Origin of the sequence: Streptomyces sp. NPDC096205 (genome assembly GCF_044763135.1) — a bacterium.
Lineage (GTDB): Bacteria > Actinomycetota > Actinomycetes > Streptomycetales > Streptomycetaceae > Streptomyces.
The window spans coordinates 20,005-37,351 of the sequence record NZ_JBIWFS010000008.1; the positions used below are offsets into that span (position 1 = coordinate 20,005).

Here is a 17,347-nt window from a genome sequence, read left to right on the forward strand (position 1 = left end):
TTTTCCAGCCTAGGCGTGCGCGGCCTGCCGGGCGCGGCCGGTGAGGGGGGTTTGTTCAGCCGCCGTACGCGCCCGAGGCGGTCAGCCGCAGCGCGGTGTCGATCAGCGGGACATGGCTGAAGGCCTGCGGGAAGTTGCCGACCTGGCGCTGCAGGCGCGGGTCCCACTCCTCGGCCAGCAGACCGAGGTCGTTGCGCAGCTCCAGCAGCTTCTCGAACAGCTGGCGGGCCTCGTCGACCCGGCCGATCATCGCCAGGTCGTCCGCCATCCAGAACGAGCACGCGAGGAACGCGCCCTCGTCGCCGGGCAGGCCGTCGACGCCCTCGGACTCGCCCTCGGTGGGGTAGCGCAGGATGAAGCCGTCCGGGGTGGACAGCTCGCGCTGGATCGCCTCGATCGTGCCGATGACGCGCTTGTCGTCCGGGGGCAGGAAGCCCATCTGCGGGATCAGCAGCAGACTCGCGTCCAGCTCCTTGGAGCCGTAGGACTGCGTGAAGGTGTTGCGCTCCTTGTCGTAGCCCTTCTCGCACACCTCGCGGTGGATGTCGTCGCGCAGTTCCTTCCAGCGCTCCAGCGGGCCGTCGGCGTCACCGGACTCGATCAGCTTGATCGTGCGGTCGACGGCGACCCACGCCATCACCTTGGAGTGCACGAAGTGCCGGCGCGGACCGCGCACCTCCCAGATGCCCTCGTCCGGCTCCTGCCAGTGCTTCTCCAGGTAGCTGATCAGCTTCAGCTGGAGCAGCGAGGCGTAGTCGTTGCGCGCCAGGCCCGTCATGTGGGCCAGGTGCAGGGCCTCGGTGACCTCGCCGTACACATCCAGCTGGAGCTGGTGCGCGGCGCCGTTGCCGACGCGGACCGGGGCGGAGTTCTCGTAGCCCGGCAGCCAGTCCAGCTCGGCCTCGCCCAGCTCGCGCTCACCGGCGATGCCGTACATGATCTGCAGGTTCTCCGGGTCGCCGGCCACCGCGCGCAGCAGCCACTCGCGCCAGGCGCGGGCCTCGTCGCGGTAGCCGGTGCGCAGCAGCGAGGACAGGGTGATCGCCGCGTCCCTGAGCCAGGTGTAGCGGTAGTCCCAGTTGCGCACGCCGCCGATGTCCTCCGGCAGGGAGGTCGTCGGCGCGGCGACGATGCCGCCGGTGGGGGCGTACGTCAGCGCCTTCAGCGTGATCAGGGAGCGCACCACGGGCTCGCGGTAGGGGCCGTGGTACGTACAGTGCTCGACCCAGTCGCGCCAGAAGTCCTCGGTCGCCGTCAGCGACTGCTCCGGCTCCGGCAGCGGCGGCGCCTCCTTGTGCGAGGGCTGCCAGGAGATCGTGAACGCGATCCGGTCACCGGGCGCCACCGTGAAGTCGGAGTACGTGGTCAGCGAGTGGCCGTAGGTCTCGGCCTCTGTGTCGAACCACACGGAGTCCGGGCCCGCGACGGCGACCGTGCGCTCGTCGTCGTGCTTGTGCACCCAGGGCACCACCCGGCCGTAGCTGAAGCGCATCCGCAGGGCCGACTGCATCGGCACCCGGCCGGAGACGCCCTCGACGATCCGGATCAGCTGCGGGGCGCCGTCACGCGGGGGCATGAAATCGGTCACCCGGACGGTGCCGCGCACGGTGTCCCACTCCGACTCCAGGATGAGCGAGTCACCGCGATAGGTGCGCCGGTCCGCGACGGGTGGCGCGGTGTCGGGGGCGTGCGCCGGTCCGATGCGCCAGAAGCCGTGCTCCTCGGTGCCCAGCAGACCGGCGAAGATGGCGTGCGAGTCGAAGCGGGGCAGGCACAGCCAGTCCACTGTGCCGTCCCGGCAGACCAGGGCGGCGGTCTGCATGTCTCCGATGAGTGCGTAGTCTTCGATGCGCCCGGCCACGTGCAACTCCAGTCGAACGGCCACGTCACCCCATGTAGGGGCGGTCGCTGGTGCGGTCAAGGGGTCGTTGTAATGCGTCGTTGAGCCGTGAGGCAGGACCGTCTACCCGCCAGGGAAACGGCCGACGATTCTCTGCTCAACGAACTGACGAGCTCTTGTTGTTCCGGGGGGTACGGGCGGGGGTGGTGCCGTTTTTCCGGCCGGCTCGACAGCCAATGTCCGAGCAGGATACGACGCGCCCGGATGATCTGCGTGCGCCTCCGGGCAACCGGACTGGGCCGAACGAGTGAGCCCCGCGCGAGCGGCGTCGTCCCAGTCCGGACGGGTGTCCGGACGTGCGCGGAGCGTGGCCGGAAGCCATTGGGTCGAGGCGCTGATACGCTGGTAGCCCGTGGACCGGTGGGCGTCCTTTCCCAGGACAACGCACCCCCGAACCGCAGCGACGGCGCCCCCGGAGACCTCCGGCCCGGCAGCCGCACCGCACCTCCAGACAGCGACCACGGGAGCCCCCTCTTGGCCATGACGCCCAAATCCACGACGACCAAGCACATCTTCGTCACCGGGGGTGTCGCCTCCTCTCTCGGCAAGGGTCTGACGGCCTCCAGCCTGGGCATGCTGCTCAAGGCCCGGGGCCTGCGCGTCGTGATGCAGAAGCTCGACCCGTACCTGAACGTCGACCCGGGCACGATGAACCCGTTCCAGCACGGTGAGGTCTTCGTCACCAACGACGGCGCCGAGACCGACCTGGACATCGGCCACTACGAGCGCTTCCTCGACCGCGACCTGGACGGTTCCGCCAACGTCACCACCGGTCAGGTCTACAACACGGTGATCGCCAAGGAGCGGCGCGGCGAGTACCTGGGCGACACCGTCCAGGTCATCCCGCACATCACCAACGAGATCAAGCACCGCATCCGCCGCATGGCGACCGACGAGGTCGACGTCGTCATCACCGAGGTCGGCGGCACCGTCGGCGACATCGAGTCGCTGCCGTTCCTGGAGACCGTCCGCCAGGTCCGCCACGAGGTCGGCCGCGACAACGTCTTCGTGGTGCACATCTCGCTGCTGCCCTACATCGGCCCCTCCGGCGAGCTGAAGACCAAGCCGACCCAGCACTCGGTCGCCGCCCTGCGCAACATCGGCATCCAGCCCGACGCGATCGTGCTGCGCTGCGACCGCGAGGTGCCGACCGCGATCAAGCGGAAGATCTCGCTGATGTGCGACGTCGACGAGGACGCCGTGGTGGCCTGCCCCGACGCGCGCTCCATCTACGACATCCCGAAGACGGTCCACGGCGAGGGCCTGGACGCCTACGCCGTCCGCAAGCTGGACCTGCCGTTCCGTGACGTGGACTGGACGACCTGGGACGACCTGCTCGACCGCGTCCACAACCCCGACCACGAGGTCACCCTCGCCCTGGTCGGCAAGTACATCGACCTGCCCGACGCCTATCTGTCGGTGACCGAGGCGCTGCGTGCCGGCGGCTTCGCCAACCGCACCCGCGTCAAGATCAAGTGGGTCACCTCCGACGACTGCAAGACCCCGGCCGGCGCCCAGGCGCAGCTCTCCGACGTCGACGGCATCTGCATCCCCGGCGGCTTCGGCGACCGCGGTGTGCAGGGCAAGGTCGGCGCGATCCGCTACGCCCGCGAGAACAAGATCCCGCTGCTCGGCCTCTGCCTCGGCCTGCAGTGCATCGTGATCGAGGCCGCGCGTCACCTGGCCGACATCCCGGACGCCAACTCCACCGAGTTCGACCCGGCCACCGCCCACCCGGTCATCTCCACCATGGCCGAGCAGATGGACATCGTCGCCGGTGAGGGCGACATGGGCGGCACCATGCGGCTCGGCATGTACCCGGCCAAGCTGGCCGAGGGCTCGATCGTGCGCGAGGTCTACGACGGCAAGGAGTACGTCGAGGAACGGCACCGCCACCGCTACGAGGTCAACAACGCCTACCGCGCGGAGCTGGAGAAGAAGGCGGGCATCCAGTTCTCGGGCACCTCCCCGGACGGCAAGCTGGTCGAGTACGTCGAGTACCCGCGTGAGGTCCACCCCTACCTGGTCGCCACGCAGGCGCACCCGGAGCTGCGCTCGCGTCCGACGCGGCCGCACCCGCTGTTCGCCGGGCTGGTGAAGGCAGCCGTCGAGCGCCAGCGAGCGTAGGACGTGCGCAAGACCGCCGAGTGACACACCGGTTGTACGGTTGCCGGGGTGCGTTCCTTCAACGGGACGCACCCCGGTTTCGTTTCCGCAGTTGAAAGGTCTGGCATGACGATCAAGGACACCCCCGCGGAGTGGGAGATCCGGGGCTCGGAGACGCCCTTCCGGGGCAACAAGACCTCCGTGCGCACGGATGAGGTGGTCATGCCCGACGGGACCGTGGTGCGGCGGGACTACCAGGTGCATCCGGGGTCCGTGGCCGTGCTCGCGCTCGACGAGCAGGACCGGGTGGTCGTGCTGCGTCAGTACCGGCATCCCGTACGGCAGAAGCTGTGGGAGATCCCGGCCGGGCTGCTGGACGTGCCCGGGGAGAACCCGCTGCACGCGGCTCAGCGTGAGCTGTACGAGGAGGCGCACGTCAAGGCGGAGACCTGGCGGGTGCTGGCCGATGTGTACACCACGCCCGGGGGGTGTGACGAGGCTGTCCGAATCTTCCTCGCGCGTGATCTTTCCGAGGCCGAGGGGGAGCGGTTCGAGGCGGAGCACGAGGAGATCGACCTGGAGCTGGATCGGGTGCCCTTGGCCGAGCTGGTGAGGGGGGTGCTGGCGGGGGAGCTGCACAACAACTGCCTGGTGGTGGGGGTGCTGTCGCTGGTCGCTGCTCGGCAGGGTGAGGGCTTGGATGCGCTGCGTCCTGCGGATGCGCCTTGGCCTGCTCGGCCGTTCGAGGCCTAGGGCCTGTCGTTTGGATCAGGCCGGCTATGAGGGCTTTCGCTTCTTGGCCGGGTCGAGCGGGGTCTGGTGCGTGCAGCTGCAAGGCGGAGGAGGGCGTCGACGCGGAGCGTCGGCAACCGACGACAACGCGGCAGATGTGCGTGCCAGGCCCCGCGACGCCGGCATGATCCAAACGACAGGTCCTAGCGTCTGCCTTCGCCTGTCGTCTTGCGGCTGACCCGCCATCGTGGCTTGTCGCGCCCACGCGGCGGAGCCGCATATCGATACAGCCCCGCGCCCCTGAGAAAACTGTCCTAAGGTCCGTTGATCCGATCGGGCAGTCCTGTCCGGCACCAGGCCACTCCTGCCCGGGATGTTGCAGAGCGTGAACTAGGCTCTGGAAACGCCCTGACCGGAGTCCCGGCGGGCCTGGGCGCGTGGTGGGACGGGAGTGTGGCCCGTGACGGATCAGGTGGTGGACACGGACGCGTCTGTCCTCGTCGAGGAGGGCCGGTTCCTCGGACGCACCCGGGAGTTGAAGGACCTGTGCGCCGACATCGGGCGGGCCGGTCTGGACACGCTCTCGGGGCGCAAGGCCCCCCGCGCGCGGGTGCTGTTGATCGCCGGGCGGCCCGGGTCGGGGCGGACCGCTCTCGCCGAGGAACTGGTGCGGCAGGTCGCGGACCGTTACGAGGACGGGGTGCTGCGGGCCCGGCTGAGCGAGCCCGACGGCACGCCCGTTCCGGTCGAGAGGGTGGCGCGGGACCTGCTCACCACCCTCGAGGTGCCGGTGCCGCCGGGGGCCGACGTGGACGAGGTGGCCCAGGTCCTGCGGGAGGCCCTCGCCGACCGCAGGATGCTGATGCTGCTCGACGACGCCGCCGATGCCGGGCAGGTCGACGCGCTGCTGCCGGAGGCCCCGCAGTGTCTGGTCGTCGCGGTGTCCGGGGGGCCGCTGACCGGCATCTCGGACGTGCGGCCCTGCACGCTGGGCGGGCTGGACACCAAGTCGGCCGTGGAGCTGCTGTCCCGGTACACCGGCTCGGTGCGGATCACCGTCGATCCGCGGGCCGCCGAGGGGCTGGTCGAGGAGTGTCAGGCGCAGCCGGCCGCGCTGCGGCTGGCCGGAGGCTGGCTCGCCGCCCGGCCGAAGGCCGCTGTCGCGGATCTCGCCAAGCATCTGCACGCCGAGGGCGATGACGCCGCCACCCCGCTCGCCCGGGTGTTCCGGCTCGCCTACACCTCGCTGCCCGCCCCGGCCGCCCGGATACTGCGACTGCTCTCCCTCGCCCCGGCCGGACTGGTCGACCCGCACACCGCCTCCGCGCTGGCCGGCTGCTCGGTCAGCGGCGCCCGGACCACGCTGGACGACTTCGTCGCGCTCGGTCTGCTGCACGCCGTGGACTCGCCGCTGCCGCAGTACGAGGTGCCGGCCTGTCTGCATCCGATGCTGAAGGCGCTCGCCGAGTCGCAGGACCGCCCCGCCGAGATCCAGCTGGCCCGCGCCCGGATGCTGGAGCGGACCGTACGGCTGCTGCAGTCCTGCCGGGCGATCACCGAGACCGACAGCCCGCAGGCCCGCGAGAAGCTGCTCGGCATGCCCCGCTCGCTGCGCTTCCCCAGCCCCCGGGCGGCCGCCGAGTGGCTGCGCCTGCGCAGGCCCGCCCTGCTGGCCTCGGCGCGCCTCGTGGTCGCCGACGGAGAGCTGGACACCCTCGCCCGCCGGCTGCTGTCCCAGCTGGTGCGGGCCATGGTCGCGCACTGGGGCACCCAGGCGGCGGCCGCCGACCTGTACGGCGTCCACGGCCTGGTGCTGGACGTGGCCGAGCGGCGCGGGCTGCACCGCGAGCGGGCCGCCGCGCTGCTGAACCTGGCCGACCTGGACGCGCGGACCGGGCGGACAACCGAGGCTCTGGTGCGATATCGGACAGCTTTGGATGCCGGACGCAGAGCAAATGACCCGTACGCCACCGCTCGCGCAATGGAATCCGTAGGTGGTGCCCACCTGGAGCTGGGGGACTACGACCGGGCAGCCGACTGGTTCGGGCGGGCGCTGGCCCAGCGGCTGGCTCGCGAGGAGCGCGCGGACGCGGCCCGGCTGTACGGCCGTATCGCCACGGCGCACACCTACGCGGGCCGCTACGGCGAGGCGCTCAGGAGCTGGCGGGCGGCGATCGCCGGGTACCGCAAGGAGGGCGATGTCGCCGCCCAGGCACGGGCGTTGAGCGAGCTGGCCCGGGTGCAGGAGTACGCCGGGCGGCCCGAGGAGAGCCTGCGCACCTGCCAGGAGGCGGTGGAGTGGGCGCGGCGCGCGGAGGACGTACGGCTGCAGGCCGCGCTGCATCTGCGGACGGCCGACACCCTGGAGCACCTCGGGGACCCGGTGGCCGCCGCACTGCACCGCAGTACGGCCGAGCGCATGCTGGGGGAGGAGCTCCAGGAGGGCGATACCCCAGAGATCCTTTCGGAACAAGACGCTAACGCCTGCGAAATCCGCAGTGCATCCGCTGAAGATTGATGCAATGAAAGGCTAGACAGCGGGAACACCTTCATTAGACTGGCTCTGCCGCACGTTCTCCTGCGGTGTCTCCCGGTGTGCCCGTGGGTAGCCGGTATGTCGTGTTAATACCCCCTCTGAGCCAAGGACCGTGATCGACGTGAAGGTCGGCATCCCCCGCGAGGTCAAGAACAACGAGTTCCGGGTGGCCATCACCCCCGCCGGTGTGCACGAGCTGGTGCGCAACGGTCACCAGGTCGTCATCGAGCGGGGCGCCGGCCTCGGCTCCTCGATCCCGGACAGCGAGTACATCGCCGCCGGCGCCGGGATCCTGGACACCGCCGACGAGGTGTGGGCCACCGCCGACCTGCTGCTGAAGGTCAAGGAGCCCATTGCGGAGGAGTACCACCGCCTCCGCAAGGACCAGACGCTCTTCACCTACCTGCACCTGGCCGCCTCCAAGGAGTGCACGGACGCCCTGCTGGAGTCCGGCACCACGGCCATCGCCTACGAGACGGTCGAGCTGCCCAGCCGCGCGCTGCCGCTGCTGGCCCCGATGTCCGAGGTCGCGGGCCGCCTCGCCCCGCAGGTCGGCGCCTACCACCTGATGCGCTCGGCCGGCGGCCGCGGCGTGCTGCCCGGCGGTGTCCCGGGTGTCGTCCCGGCCAAGGCCGTTGTCATCGGCGGTGGCGTCTCCGGCTGGAACGCCGCGCAGATCGCCATCGGCATGGGCTTCGACGTGACCCTGCTCGACCGCGACATCAACAAGCTGCGCGAGGCCGACAAGATCTTCGGCACGAAGGTCAAGGCCGTCATGTCCAACGCCTTCGAGCTGGAGAAGGCCGTCCTGGACGCCGACCTCGTCATCGGTGCCGTCCTCATCCCGGGCGCCAAGGCCCCGAAGCTCGTCACCAACGAGCTCGTGTCCCGCATGAAGCCGGGAAGTGTCCTTGTCGACATCGCGATCGACCAGGGCGGCTGCTTCGAGGACTCGCGTCCGACGACCCACGCCGAGCCGACCTTCCAGGTCCACAACTCGGTCTTCTACTGCGTCGCCAACATGCCGGGCGCGGTGCCCAACACCTCCACCTACGCGCTCACCAACGCCACGCTGCCGTACATCGTGTCGCTGGCCAACAACGGCTGGGTCGAGGCGCTGCGCCGCGACGCCGCGCTCGCCAAGGGTCTGAACACCCATGACGGCAAGGTCGTTTACAAGGAGGTCGCCGAGGCGCACGGCCTGGAGCACGTCGAGCTGGAGACCCTGCTCGGCTGACCTGCCGGCCGACGCGCTCGGCTAAGTCACCTTTTCGTAAAGGCGATACGTCAACAAGACGCGTCAACCACACGCACCCGGCCGGACCTTGCCCGACAAGGTCCGGCCGGATGTGTGTATGGTCACTTTGCGACTCTAGGTCAACTCGCCTCGAACGTAACCCTTGAACCGATTCGCACACCGGTGAAACCTGCTGTGCGACGGCCGTACGCCCTTGACAGAGGGATGTTTCATTGCCGACACATCCTGCCGGGTCCGGCGGATTGTGTTGCTGCGGACCACCGACACGCCATAGAGTCGCCAACCGTCGGCATGGTGCCACGCTGACCTTGTCTAGAAGTTTCCTGGTCACCAAGGAGGTAAGACGACTTGTGAATGAGTCGACATTTTCTCCCGGGGGTGGTCAACCAGGAATGCCTACGCGGGGCCAGGGCTCCACGGGGCTCGAGGCTGTCGGCTCCGTCGCTGTCCGAACCTTCGCAGCCCACCAGAGCCAGACCAGCCCCCACACGGCTCTGTCAGCACACCAGAGCATGGATGGCCATCACGTGAACGCCATGGCCGGCGACGGAAGTGGCGCGCCCCACAACCACTTCGCCGACTACGACGAACTGCCCGAGGGGCACTTCTACGACCCCGACGCCGAATACGAGCCGGACCCGGAGTACGCGGCCACGCTCGCACCCGACGCTGCCCGTCAGCGCCGGGAGCGCATCGGCCCGACCGGACGCCCGCTGCCGTACTTCCCGATCCCGGGCCCGCTGACCGATCACGGACCCGCCAAGATCATCGCGATGTGCAACCAGAAGGGCGGCGTCGGCAAGACCACGTCGACCATCAACCTGGGTGCCGCGCTCGCGGAGTACGGCCGCCGCGTGCTGCTCGTGGACTTCGACCCGCAGGGCGCGCTGTCGGTGGGTCTCGGTGTCAACCCGATGGAGCTCGACCTCACGGTCTACAACCTGCTCATGGAGCGGGGCATGTCGGCCGACGAGGTGCTCCTGAAGACGGCGGTCCCCAACATGGACCTGCTGCCCTCCAACATCGACCTGTCGGCCGCCGAGGTCCAGCTGGTCTCCGAGGTCGCGCGCGAGTCCACGCTGCAGCGGGCGCTCAAGCCGCTGCTGGACGACTACGACTACATCGTGATCGACTGTCAGCCCTCGCTGGGCCTGCTCACGGTCAACGCGCTGACGGCCGCCCACAAGGTGATCGTCCCGCTGGAGTGCGAGTTCTTCGCGCTGCGCGGTGTCGCGCTGCTGACCGAGACCATCGAGAAGGTCCAGGAGCGGCTCAACCCGGAGCTGGAGCTCGACGGGATCCTCGCCACGATGTACGACTCGCGCACCGTGCACAGCCGTGAGGTGCTCGCGCGGGTCGTCGAGGCGTTCGACGACCACGTCTACCACACGGTCATCGGGCGCACGGTCCGCTTCCCGGAGACCACGGTCGCCGGTGAGCCGATCACCACGTACGCGTCCAACTCCGTCGGCGCCGCCGCCTACCGCCAGCTCGCCAGGGAGGTGCTCGCCCGGTGTCACGCCGAGTGAGTCTGCCGGGGGCCGACGAACTCTTCCGTACGACAGGCGGGATGGCGCTCCAGCCGTCCACTCCACGGCGGCCCGCGAACGGCGAGGCCCGGGTGCCGGCTCCCGCGGGGGAGAGCGACCCCGCTGCCGCCGCCGCGGAGGACGCGCCGCAGTCGGTGCCCGTACAGGGCGGCGACGGCGACGGGGCGGAGCATGTCGCGGCCGACGCGGAGCCGGCGGACGCCGGGGAGTCCCGCAGCCGGGCCGAGCGCTCGGCGCGGCGGCAGGCGACGCAGGAAGGTTCTGTCGCGGCTGCCGCCGGTGACGCCGCCGCTCCGCGCAAGCGGGGGCGGTCGGGCACCCGGCGGCCCAGCGGCCGCGAGCGGCACGACGAGAAGATCACCGTCTACGTGTCCGCCGAGGAACTCATGGATCTGGAGCACGCGCGTCTGGTGCTGCGCGGTGAGCACGGGCTGGCCGTCGACCGCGGGCGGATCGTCCGCGAGGCCGTCGCCGTGGTGCTCGCCGATCTGGAGACCCGCGGGGACGCCAGCATCCTCGTACGCCGGCTGCGGGGACGGTAGGGGTAGCCTGCGAGGGCTATGACCTCGAACGACGTTCCCCGCGGCCGTCGGCGTGCGCTGGGGCGCGGGCCGGGCGCGGCGCCCGAGCCCGGACCGGAGGAGCCCACCGCTGCCGTCGAGGAGCTCGCGGCTGCCGTCGAGGAGCCCGCCGCTGCCGTCGAGGACACCGCGTCCGAGGACGACGGCGTCTTCAAGGTGCGGCTCGCCAACTTCGAGGGGCCCTTCGATCTGCTGCTCCAGCTGATCTCCCGGCACAAGCTGGACGTCACCGAGGTCGCGCTGTCCAAGGTCACCGACGAGTTCATGGCGCACATCCGGGCGATGGGCCCGGACTGGGACCTGGACCGCACGACCGAGTTCCTCGTCGTCGCCGCCACCCTGCTCGACCTCAAGGCGGCCCGGCTGCTGCCCGCCGCCGAGGTGGAGGACGAGGCCGACCTGGCGCTCCTGGAGGCGCGGGACCTGCTGTTCGCGCGGCTGTTGCAGTACCGGGCGTACAAACAGATCGCGCAGATCTTCGAGCAGCGGCACGCCGAGGAGGCCCGGCGCTACCCGCGGACCGTCGGCCTGGAGCCGCAGCTCGCCGACCTGCTGCCCGAGGTCGTCATCAGCATCGGCGCGGAAGGGTTCGCCAAACTCGCCGTGAGGGCGATGCAGCCCAAGCCCAGGCCGCAGGTGTACGTCGACCACATCCACGCGCCGCTGGTGAGCGTGCAGGAGCAGGCGGGGATCGTCGTCGCGCGGCTCAGGGAGCTGGGCGAGGCCAGCTTCCGGGCGCTGGTGGACGACACCGACGACACCCTGACCGTCGTAGCGCGATTTCTGGCGCTGCTGGAGCTGTACCGGGAGAAGGCCGTCGCGCTGGAGCAGGAGGCGGCGCTCGGGGAGCTGCTGGTGCGCTGGACCGGCGGGGACGGGGACGAGACGCCGCGGGTGACCGACGAGTTCGACCGGCCGCCCGAGGAGCCGAAGGAGGAGAGCAAGCCGTGAGCGAGCCGACCGGGGAGGTCTCGACGGGGCCGCACACCGTCGCCGGCCTCGACCTCAGACCGGCCCTGGAGGCCGTCCTGATGGTCGTGGACGAGCCCGCGAGCGAGGAGCACCTCGCGAAGATCCTCGAACGGCCCCGGCGGCAGATCGCCGACGCGCTGCGTGAGCTGGCCGACGAGTACGCCCGGCAGGGCCGCGGCTTCGAACTGCGGTACGTGGCGGGCGGCTGGCGGTTCTACACCCGGCCCGAGTACGCCGCGGCCGTGGAGAAGCTGGTCCTGGAGGGGCAGACCGCCCGGCTCACCCAGGCGGCGCTGGAGACCCTCGCCGTCGTGGCGTACCGGCAGCCGGTCAGCCGCAGCAGGGTCTCCGCGGTGCGCGGAGTCAACTGCGACGGCGTGATGCGCACCCTCCTGCAGCGCGGTCTGGTCGAGGAGGCGGGCACGGAACCCGAAACAGGTGCGATCCTGTACGTGACGACGAACTACTTCCTGGAGCGGATGGGCCTGCGTGGTCTGGACGAGCTCCCGGAGCTCGCGCCCTTCCTCCCCGAGGCGGAGGCGATCGAGGCCGAGACGCTGGAAGGGGTCCCGTCGTTCGATCCGGACGCCCCGGATTCCGAGGACGCAGACGACAAGACGGAACTTTGATGCGAAGCAGCAGCGGCAGGAACAGCAGCGGAAACAACGGCGGGAGCCGTGGTGGCAACAGCGGCGGCCGCGGCGGGAGCAGCGGTGGCCGCGGTAACTACCGCGGCGCCGGTGGCAACCGCGACGACAAGCAGGGCGGCCGTCCGAAGAAGCCGCGCCCGGAGGAGCGGCGCTACGACGTGGGCCCCGGCGCCACCCAGGACGGCCCGAAGTCGGGCCGCGGCCCCGCGGCCCGCGGTGGCGCCAAGGGCGGTCCGAAGCGGCCCCAGCAGCGGGGCCGCAGCGTGCCGGCCACGTCCCGCGAGTACGAGACGCGGGCCGAGGAGCGCAACCGCGAGCGGTACGCGGGCAAGAAGGACGTCAAGCTGCCCAAGACCTTCCCCGGCGCCGAGCAGGAGGGCGAGCGGCTGCAGAAGGTCCTCGCGCGCGCGGGCTACGGCTCCCGGCGTGCCTGTGAGGAGCTGATCGACGAGGCCCGCGTCGAGGTCAACGGGCAGATCGTCACCGAGCAGGGCCTCAGGGTCGACCCGGAGAAGGACGAGATCAAGGTCGACGGCCTCACGGTCGCGACGCAGTCGTACCAGTTCTTCTCGCTGAACAAGCCCGCCGGTGTCGTCTCCACGATGGAGGACCCCGAGGGCCGCCAGTGCCTCGGTGACTACGTCACCAACCGTGAGACGCGGCTCTTCCACGTCGGCCGGCTGGACACCGAGACCGAGGGCGTCATCCTGCTCACCAACCACGGCGAGCTGGCCCACCGGCTGACCCACCCGAAGTACGGCGTGAAGAAGACCTACCTCGCGCACATCGTCGGCCCGATCCCGCGCGACCTGGGCAAGCAGCTCAAGGACGGCATCCAGCTGGAGGACGGCTACGCCCGCGCGGACCACTTCCGGGTCGTGGAGCAGACCGGCAAGAACTACCTGGTCGAGGTGACCCTGCACGAGGGCCGCAAGCACATCGTGCGCCGCATGCTCGCCGAGGCCGGTTTCCCGGTCGACAAGCTGGTGCGGGTCTCCTTCGGCCCGATCACCCTGGGCGACCAGAAGTCGGGCTGGCTGCGGCGGCTGTCCAACACCGAGGTCGGAATGCTGATGAAGGAAGTCGACCTCTAAGTCGTTTGCCCTCGGCCACCACCCCCTTTTATAGTCGTGATGACTATTAAAGGGGGTGGTCGTCGTGGAGGGCTACGACAAGTACGCGTTCGAGCCGTTCGCCGTGACCGTCGACCTCGCGGTCCTGACGATTCGCGACGGCGCCCTGCACGTCCTGCTCGTCGAGCGCGGCCAGGAGCCGTACGCCGGCCGCTGGGCGCTGCCCGGCGGCTTTCTGCTGCCCGAGGAGTCGGCGGAGTCCGCGGCCCGGCGGGAGCTGGCCGAGGAGACCGGGCTCGCGGACGTGTCCGGGCTGCACCTGGAGCAACTGCGCACCTACAGCGAACCCGGCCGTGATCCCCGTATGCGGGTCGTGTCGGTCGCTTTCACCGCGCTGCTGCCCGACGCGCCCGAGCCGCGCGGCGGCGGGGACGCGGCGCGAGCCCGCTGGGTGCCGTACGGCACGGCCGGGCCGCTCGCCTTCGACCACGACCGCATCCTGGCCGACGCCCACGACCGGGTCGGCGCCCAGCTGGAGCACGGGTCCGTCGCGACCGCGTTCTGCCCGCCCGAGTTCACCCTCGGCGAGCTCCAGCAGGTCTACGAGACCGTCTGGGGCACCCCGCTGGACCGGCCCAACTTCCGCCGCAAGGTGCTCGCCGCCCCCGGCTTCGTCGAGCCGGTACCGGGCGCGGCCCGGCTGACCGGAGGGCGGGGGAAGCCGGCTGCCCTCTACCGCGCGGGCGCCGCGACCGCGCTGCATCCGCCTCTGCTCCGACCGTCCCGGGAAGGACGTCCCGCATGACCACGTACGAGAGGAAGCACGCCGCCACGGGGGCCCTGCTGGGGCTCGCGCTCGGGGACGCGCTCGGGCGCCCGACGGAGTTCAGCACGGTCGAGTCGATCCTCTTCCGGTTCGGGCCGTGGCGGGAGCTGGAGCTGCCGCAGAACGCGCTCGTCACCGACGACACCCAGATGACCCTCGCCCTCGGCCGCGGGCTGCGCACCGCCATGGACCGCGGGTACCTCGCGCCCAAGCGGCTGGAGCGGCCGGTGCGCGAGGAGTTCGTGGACTGGTACCAGTCGCCCGAGAACAACCGGGCGCCCGGCAACACCTGCCTGGTCGCCTGCGACCTGCTCAAGGCCGAGGGCCGGCTCTGGCAGGACGCCAGCCAGATCCACTCCAAGGGCTGCGGCGCCAACATGCGCGTCGCGCCGATCGGGCTCGCCCCCGGCCTGAGCGACGAGCAGCGCGCGGGCGCCGCCCAGCTCCAGGCGGCCCTCACCCACGGGCATCCCACCGCGCTCGCCGCGTCCGACCTCACCGCGCACGCCGTACGACTCCTCGCGCAGGGCGCCGAGCCGACCGGGCTGGTCGGGCTGCTGCGGTCGTACGCGCTGGACAACCGCACCCGGTACCACCACACCTGGCTCGGCGACCTGTGGACCCGGTCCCAGGACCCGAGCCCCGAGCACTTCGTCGCGCGCGGCTGGGACGACTGCCTCGCCGTACTGGAGCGGCTCCAGGACGCGCTGCGTCATCCCTCGCCGGAGACCGACCCGTGCCTGGCCACCGGGGAGGGCTGGATCGCCGAGGAGGCACTGGCGAGCGGGCTGCTGTGCTTCCTGCTCTTCGTCGACGAGCCGCTCACCGCACTGCGCCGGGCCGCCTGCTCCTCCGGCGACTCCGACTCCATCGCCTGCCTGGCGGGCGCCTTCGCGGGGGCGTACCACGGGGCGGGGGCGTGGCCCGACGCGTGGGCGGACCGGATCGAGTACCACGGGGAGCTGGTGGCGCTGGGCGCGCTGTGGGACGCGTAGCCGTCCAGTGGCGCAGGGCGGGTACACGGGTGACGCTGGCCGGGACGTTGTGTGGAAAGGCGGCTCTATGACCGGCAAGGACAGCGACTTCGGCGGTGTCGGTGATCTGCTCGGCGGCATCCTCGGCGGACGGGGAGGCACCGGCAGCGGAGGGTTGCTGGTCGGCGCCCTGCTGTCGGCGCTCGGCGGCAAGGGAGGCAACCCCCTCGGCGGGCTGCTGGAGAAGCTCCAGGACGCGGGGCTGGGCGAGCAGGCGCGGTCCTGGGTCGGCAACGGTGACAACCTGTCCGTGACCGGCGACCAGCTGCGGCAGGCCCTCGGCGACGACACCCTCGGCAGCGTCGCCCGTGAGGCCGGTGTCACCCGGGACCAGGCGGCGGTCGACCTGGCCCAGGCGCTGCCCCCGGTGGTCGACAGGCTCACCCCCGAGGGCCGGGTGCCGCAGGCGGCCTCGCTGGAGGAGCTGATCCGGCAGCAGTCGCTGTGACGCCGTCCCAGCCGTCTCAGGGGGCGGGCGGCGGTCACCGGGCGTCCGTGGGCTGACTAGGCTGGTCGGGCGAGAGAGCCGTACAGCGGCGCAACAGCCGTACCGCGGCGAAAAGCCGTGCAGCGGCGCAACAGCCGTACAGCAGCAAGGAGCAGTGCCGTGGCGGTACGAGCGGTCCGGGGGGCCGTGCAGTTGGAGCGGGACGAGGCCGGCCACATGGAGGAGCAGGTCTCGGCCCTGCTCACGGCCGTCCTGGAGCGCAACGGCCTGACCGCCGAGGACCTGATCAGCATCTGGTTCACGGCCACGCCCGACCTGCACAGCGACTTCCCGGCGGTCGCCGCCCGCAAGCTCGGCATCGTCGACGTGCCGCTGATCTGCGCCCAGGAGCTCGACATCGAGGGCGCCATGCCCCGCGTCGTCCGGGTGCTCGCGCACATCGAATCCGACCAGCCCCGCGCCGACATCGCACACGTCTACCTCGGTGCGGCGGCCGCCCTGCGCAAGGACATCGCCCAGTGAGGACCGCACTCGTCATCGGAACCGGGCTGATCGGCACCTCGGCCGCCCTGGCCCTCGCCCAGCGCGGTGTCGTCGTGCACCTCGCCGACCACGACCCCGAGCAGGCCCGCACCGCCGCCGCGCTCGGCGCCGGGACGGACGAGGAGCCCGAGGGGCCCGTCGACCTCGCGATCGTCGCCGCCCCGCCCGCCCATGTCGCCGGGGTCCTCGCGGACGCCATCCAGCGGGGCGTGGCCCGCGGCTACCTGGACGTGGCCAGCGTCAAGGGCGGCCCGCGCCGGGAGCTGGAGGCGCTCGGCCTGGACCTCACGCCGTACATCGGCACGCACCCGATGTCCGGCCGCGAGAAGTCCGGCCCGCTCGCCGCCACCGGCGACCTCTTCGAGGGCCGCCCCTGGGTGCTCACCCCGACCCGGGACACCGACACCGAGGTGCTCAACCTCGCCCTGGAGCTGGTCTCGCACTGCCGGGCCGTCCCGGTCGTCATGGACGCCGACGCCCACGACCGTGCCGTGGCCCTCGTCTCCCACATGCCCCACCTGGTCTCCAGCATGGTCGCCGCCCGGCTGGAGAACGCCGAGGAGGCCGCCGTACGGCTGTGCGGGCAGGGCATCCGCGATGTGACGCGGATCGCCGCCTCCGACCCGCGGATGTGGATCGACATCCTCTCCGCGAACCCCGGGCCGGTCGCCGACCTGCTCGCGGACGTCTCCGCCGACCTCGACGAGACGGTCCAGGCCCTGCGCGCCCTGCAGTCCTCCGACGAGGACAAGCGGCGCGAGGGAGCCGCCGGCATCGAGGACGTACTGCGGCGCGGCAACGCCGGGCAGGTCCGGGTCCCCGGCAAGCACGGCTCGGCGCCGCGGGTCTACGAGACCGTCGCCGTGCTCATCGACGACCAGCCCGGACAGCTGGCCCGGATCTTCGCCGACGCAGGGCGGGCCGGGGTCAACATCGAGGACGTGCGCATCGAGCACGCCACCGGGCAGCAGGCCGGTCTGGTGCAGCTCATGGTCGAGCCGAAGGCCGCGCCTGTGCTCACCGCGGCGCTGCGCGAGCGGGGCTGGTCCCTCCGGCAGTAAGGACCCCTCCTGCGGGCCGGTAACCTTGTGCGGGGCGCCCTCGCGTCCCGCACCCCACTCGCCACACCGCACCAGGA

The 17,347-nt window shown here is 71.2% G+C and carries 15 protein-coding genes; 14 read left to right on the top strand and 1 reads right to left on the bottom strand.

Going from position 1 to position 17,347, the window contains the following annotated elements; genetic code table 11:
• Positions 1-55: 55 nt before the first annotated feature.
• Positions 56-1,861, bottom strand: a complete 1,806-nt coding sequence (locus ACIQ6Y_RS27395; RefSeq protein ID WP_404043357.1) for a glycoside hydrolase family 15 protein — start codon at positions 1,859-1,861, stop codon at positions 56-58.
• A gap of 519 nt (positions 1,862-2,380) precedes the next feature.
• On the opposite strand from ACIQ6Y_RS27395, the gene ACIQ6Y_RS27400 reads away from it, so the two are divergent.
• The 14 genes from ACIQ6Y_RS27400 to ACIQ6Y_RS27465 all read left to right on the top strand — a co-directional run bounded on the left by ACIQ6Y_RS27400 (position 2,381) and on the right by ACIQ6Y_RS27465 (position 17,270).
• Positions 2,381-4,027, top strand: a complete 1,647-nt coding sequence (locus ACIQ6Y_RS27400; RefSeq protein WP_404042672.1) for a CTP synthase — start codon at positions 2,381-2,383, stop codon at positions 4,025-4,027.
• A gap of 105 nt (positions 4,028-4,132) precedes the next feature.
• The gene (locus tag ACIQ6Y_RS27405) at positions 4,133-4,759 is read left to right on the top strand and encodes an NUDIX domain-containing protein (protein ID WP_404042673.1); all 627 of its coding nucleotides are present in this window, start codon (positions 4,133-4,135) and stop codon (positions 4,757-4,759) included.
• A 439-nt stretch (positions 4,760-5,198) separates the two neighbouring features.
• Positions 5,199-7,256, top strand: a complete 2,058-nt coding sequence (locus tag ACIQ6Y_RS27410; RefSeq protein WP_404042674.1) for a tetratricopeptide repeat protein — start codon at positions 5,199-5,201, stop codon at positions 7,254-7,256.
• A 130-nt stretch (positions 7,257-7,386) separates the two neighbouring features.
• Positions 7,387-8,511, top strand: a complete 1,125-nt coding sequence (gene ald / locus ACIQ6Y_RS27415) for an alanine dehydrogenase (RefSeq protein WP_404042675.1) — start codon at positions 7,387-7,389, stop codon at positions 8,509-8,511.
• A gap of 413 nt (positions 8,512-8,924) precedes the next feature.
• Positions 8,925-10,061: a ParA family protein gene (locus ACIQ6Y_RS27420; RefSeq protein WP_404042676.1), complete on the top strand. Its 1,137-nt coding sequence runs from the start codon at positions 8,925-8,927 to the stop codon at positions 10,059-10,061.
• Positions 10,046-10,624, top strand: coding sequence for a hypothetical protein (locus tag ACIQ6Y_RS27425; RefSeq protein WP_404042677.1), 579 nt, complete (start codon positions 10,046-10,048; stop codon positions 10,622-10,624). The genes ACIQ6Y_RS27420 and ACIQ6Y_RS27425 overlap by 16 nt, the downstream gene beginning before the upstream one ends.
• An 18-nt stretch (positions 10,625-10,642) precedes the next feature.
• Positions 10,643-11,614 carry a segregation and condensation protein A gene (locus ACIQ6Y_RS27430; RefSeq protein ID WP_404042679.1) on the top strand — a complete coding sequence of 324 codons (972 nt, stop codon included), beginning with the start codon at positions 10,643-10,645 and terminating at the stop codon, positions 11,612-11,614.
• The gene (scpB, locus tag ACIQ6Y_RS27435) at positions 11,611-12,264 is read left to right on the top strand and encodes an SMC-Scp complex subunit ScpB (protein ID WP_404042680.1); all 654 of its coding nucleotides are present in this window, start codon (positions 11,611-11,613) and stop codon (positions 12,262-12,264) included. The genes ACIQ6Y_RS27430 and scpB overlap by 4 nt, the downstream gene beginning before the upstream one ends.
• Positions 12,264-13,379, top strand: a complete 1,116-nt coding sequence (locus ACIQ6Y_RS27440) for a pseudouridine synthase (protein ID WP_404042681.1) — start codon at positions 12,264-12,266, stop codon at positions 13,377-13,379. The genes scpB and ACIQ6Y_RS27440 overlap by 1 nt, the downstream gene beginning before the upstream one ends.
• Before the next feature lie 55 nt (positions 13,380-13,434).
• A complete protein-coding gene (locus tag ACIQ6Y_RS27445; RefSeq protein ID WP_404042683.1) occupies positions 13,435-14,163 on the top strand; it encodes an NUDIX hydrolase in 729 nt (242 codons plus the stop codon).
• The gene (locus ACIQ6Y_RS27450) at positions 14,160-15,179 is read left to right on the top strand and encodes an ADP-ribosylglycohydrolase family protein (protein ID WP_404042684.1); all 1,020 of its coding nucleotides are present in this window, start codon (positions 14,160-14,162) and stop codon (positions 15,177-15,179) included. The genes ACIQ6Y_RS27445 and ACIQ6Y_RS27450 overlap by 4 nt, the downstream gene beginning before the upstream one ends.
• Positions 15,180-15,246: 67 nt before the next feature.
• Entirely contained in the window at positions 15,247-15,666 is a 420-nt protein-coding gene (locus tag ACIQ6Y_RS27455) for a YidB family protein (protein WP_404042685.1), read from the top strand.
• A 159-nt stretch (positions 15,667-15,825) separates the two neighbouring features.
• On the top strand, positions 15,826-16,188 hold the full coding sequence (gene aroH / locus ACIQ6Y_RS27460; protein WP_404042686.1) for a chorismate mutase: 363 nt from the start codon (positions 15,826-15,828) through the stop codon (positions 16,186-16,188).
• Positions 16,185-17,270 carry a prephenate dehydrogenase gene (locus ACIQ6Y_RS27465; RefSeq protein ID WP_404042687.1) on the top strand — a complete coding sequence of 362 codons (1,086 nt, stop codon included), beginning with the start codon at positions 16,185-16,187 and terminating at the stop codon, positions 17,268-17,270. Before aroH ends, ACIQ6Y_RS27465 begins: the two co-directional genes overlap by 4 nt.
• The last annotated feature ends 77 nt before the right edge of the window (positions 17,271-17,347 follow it).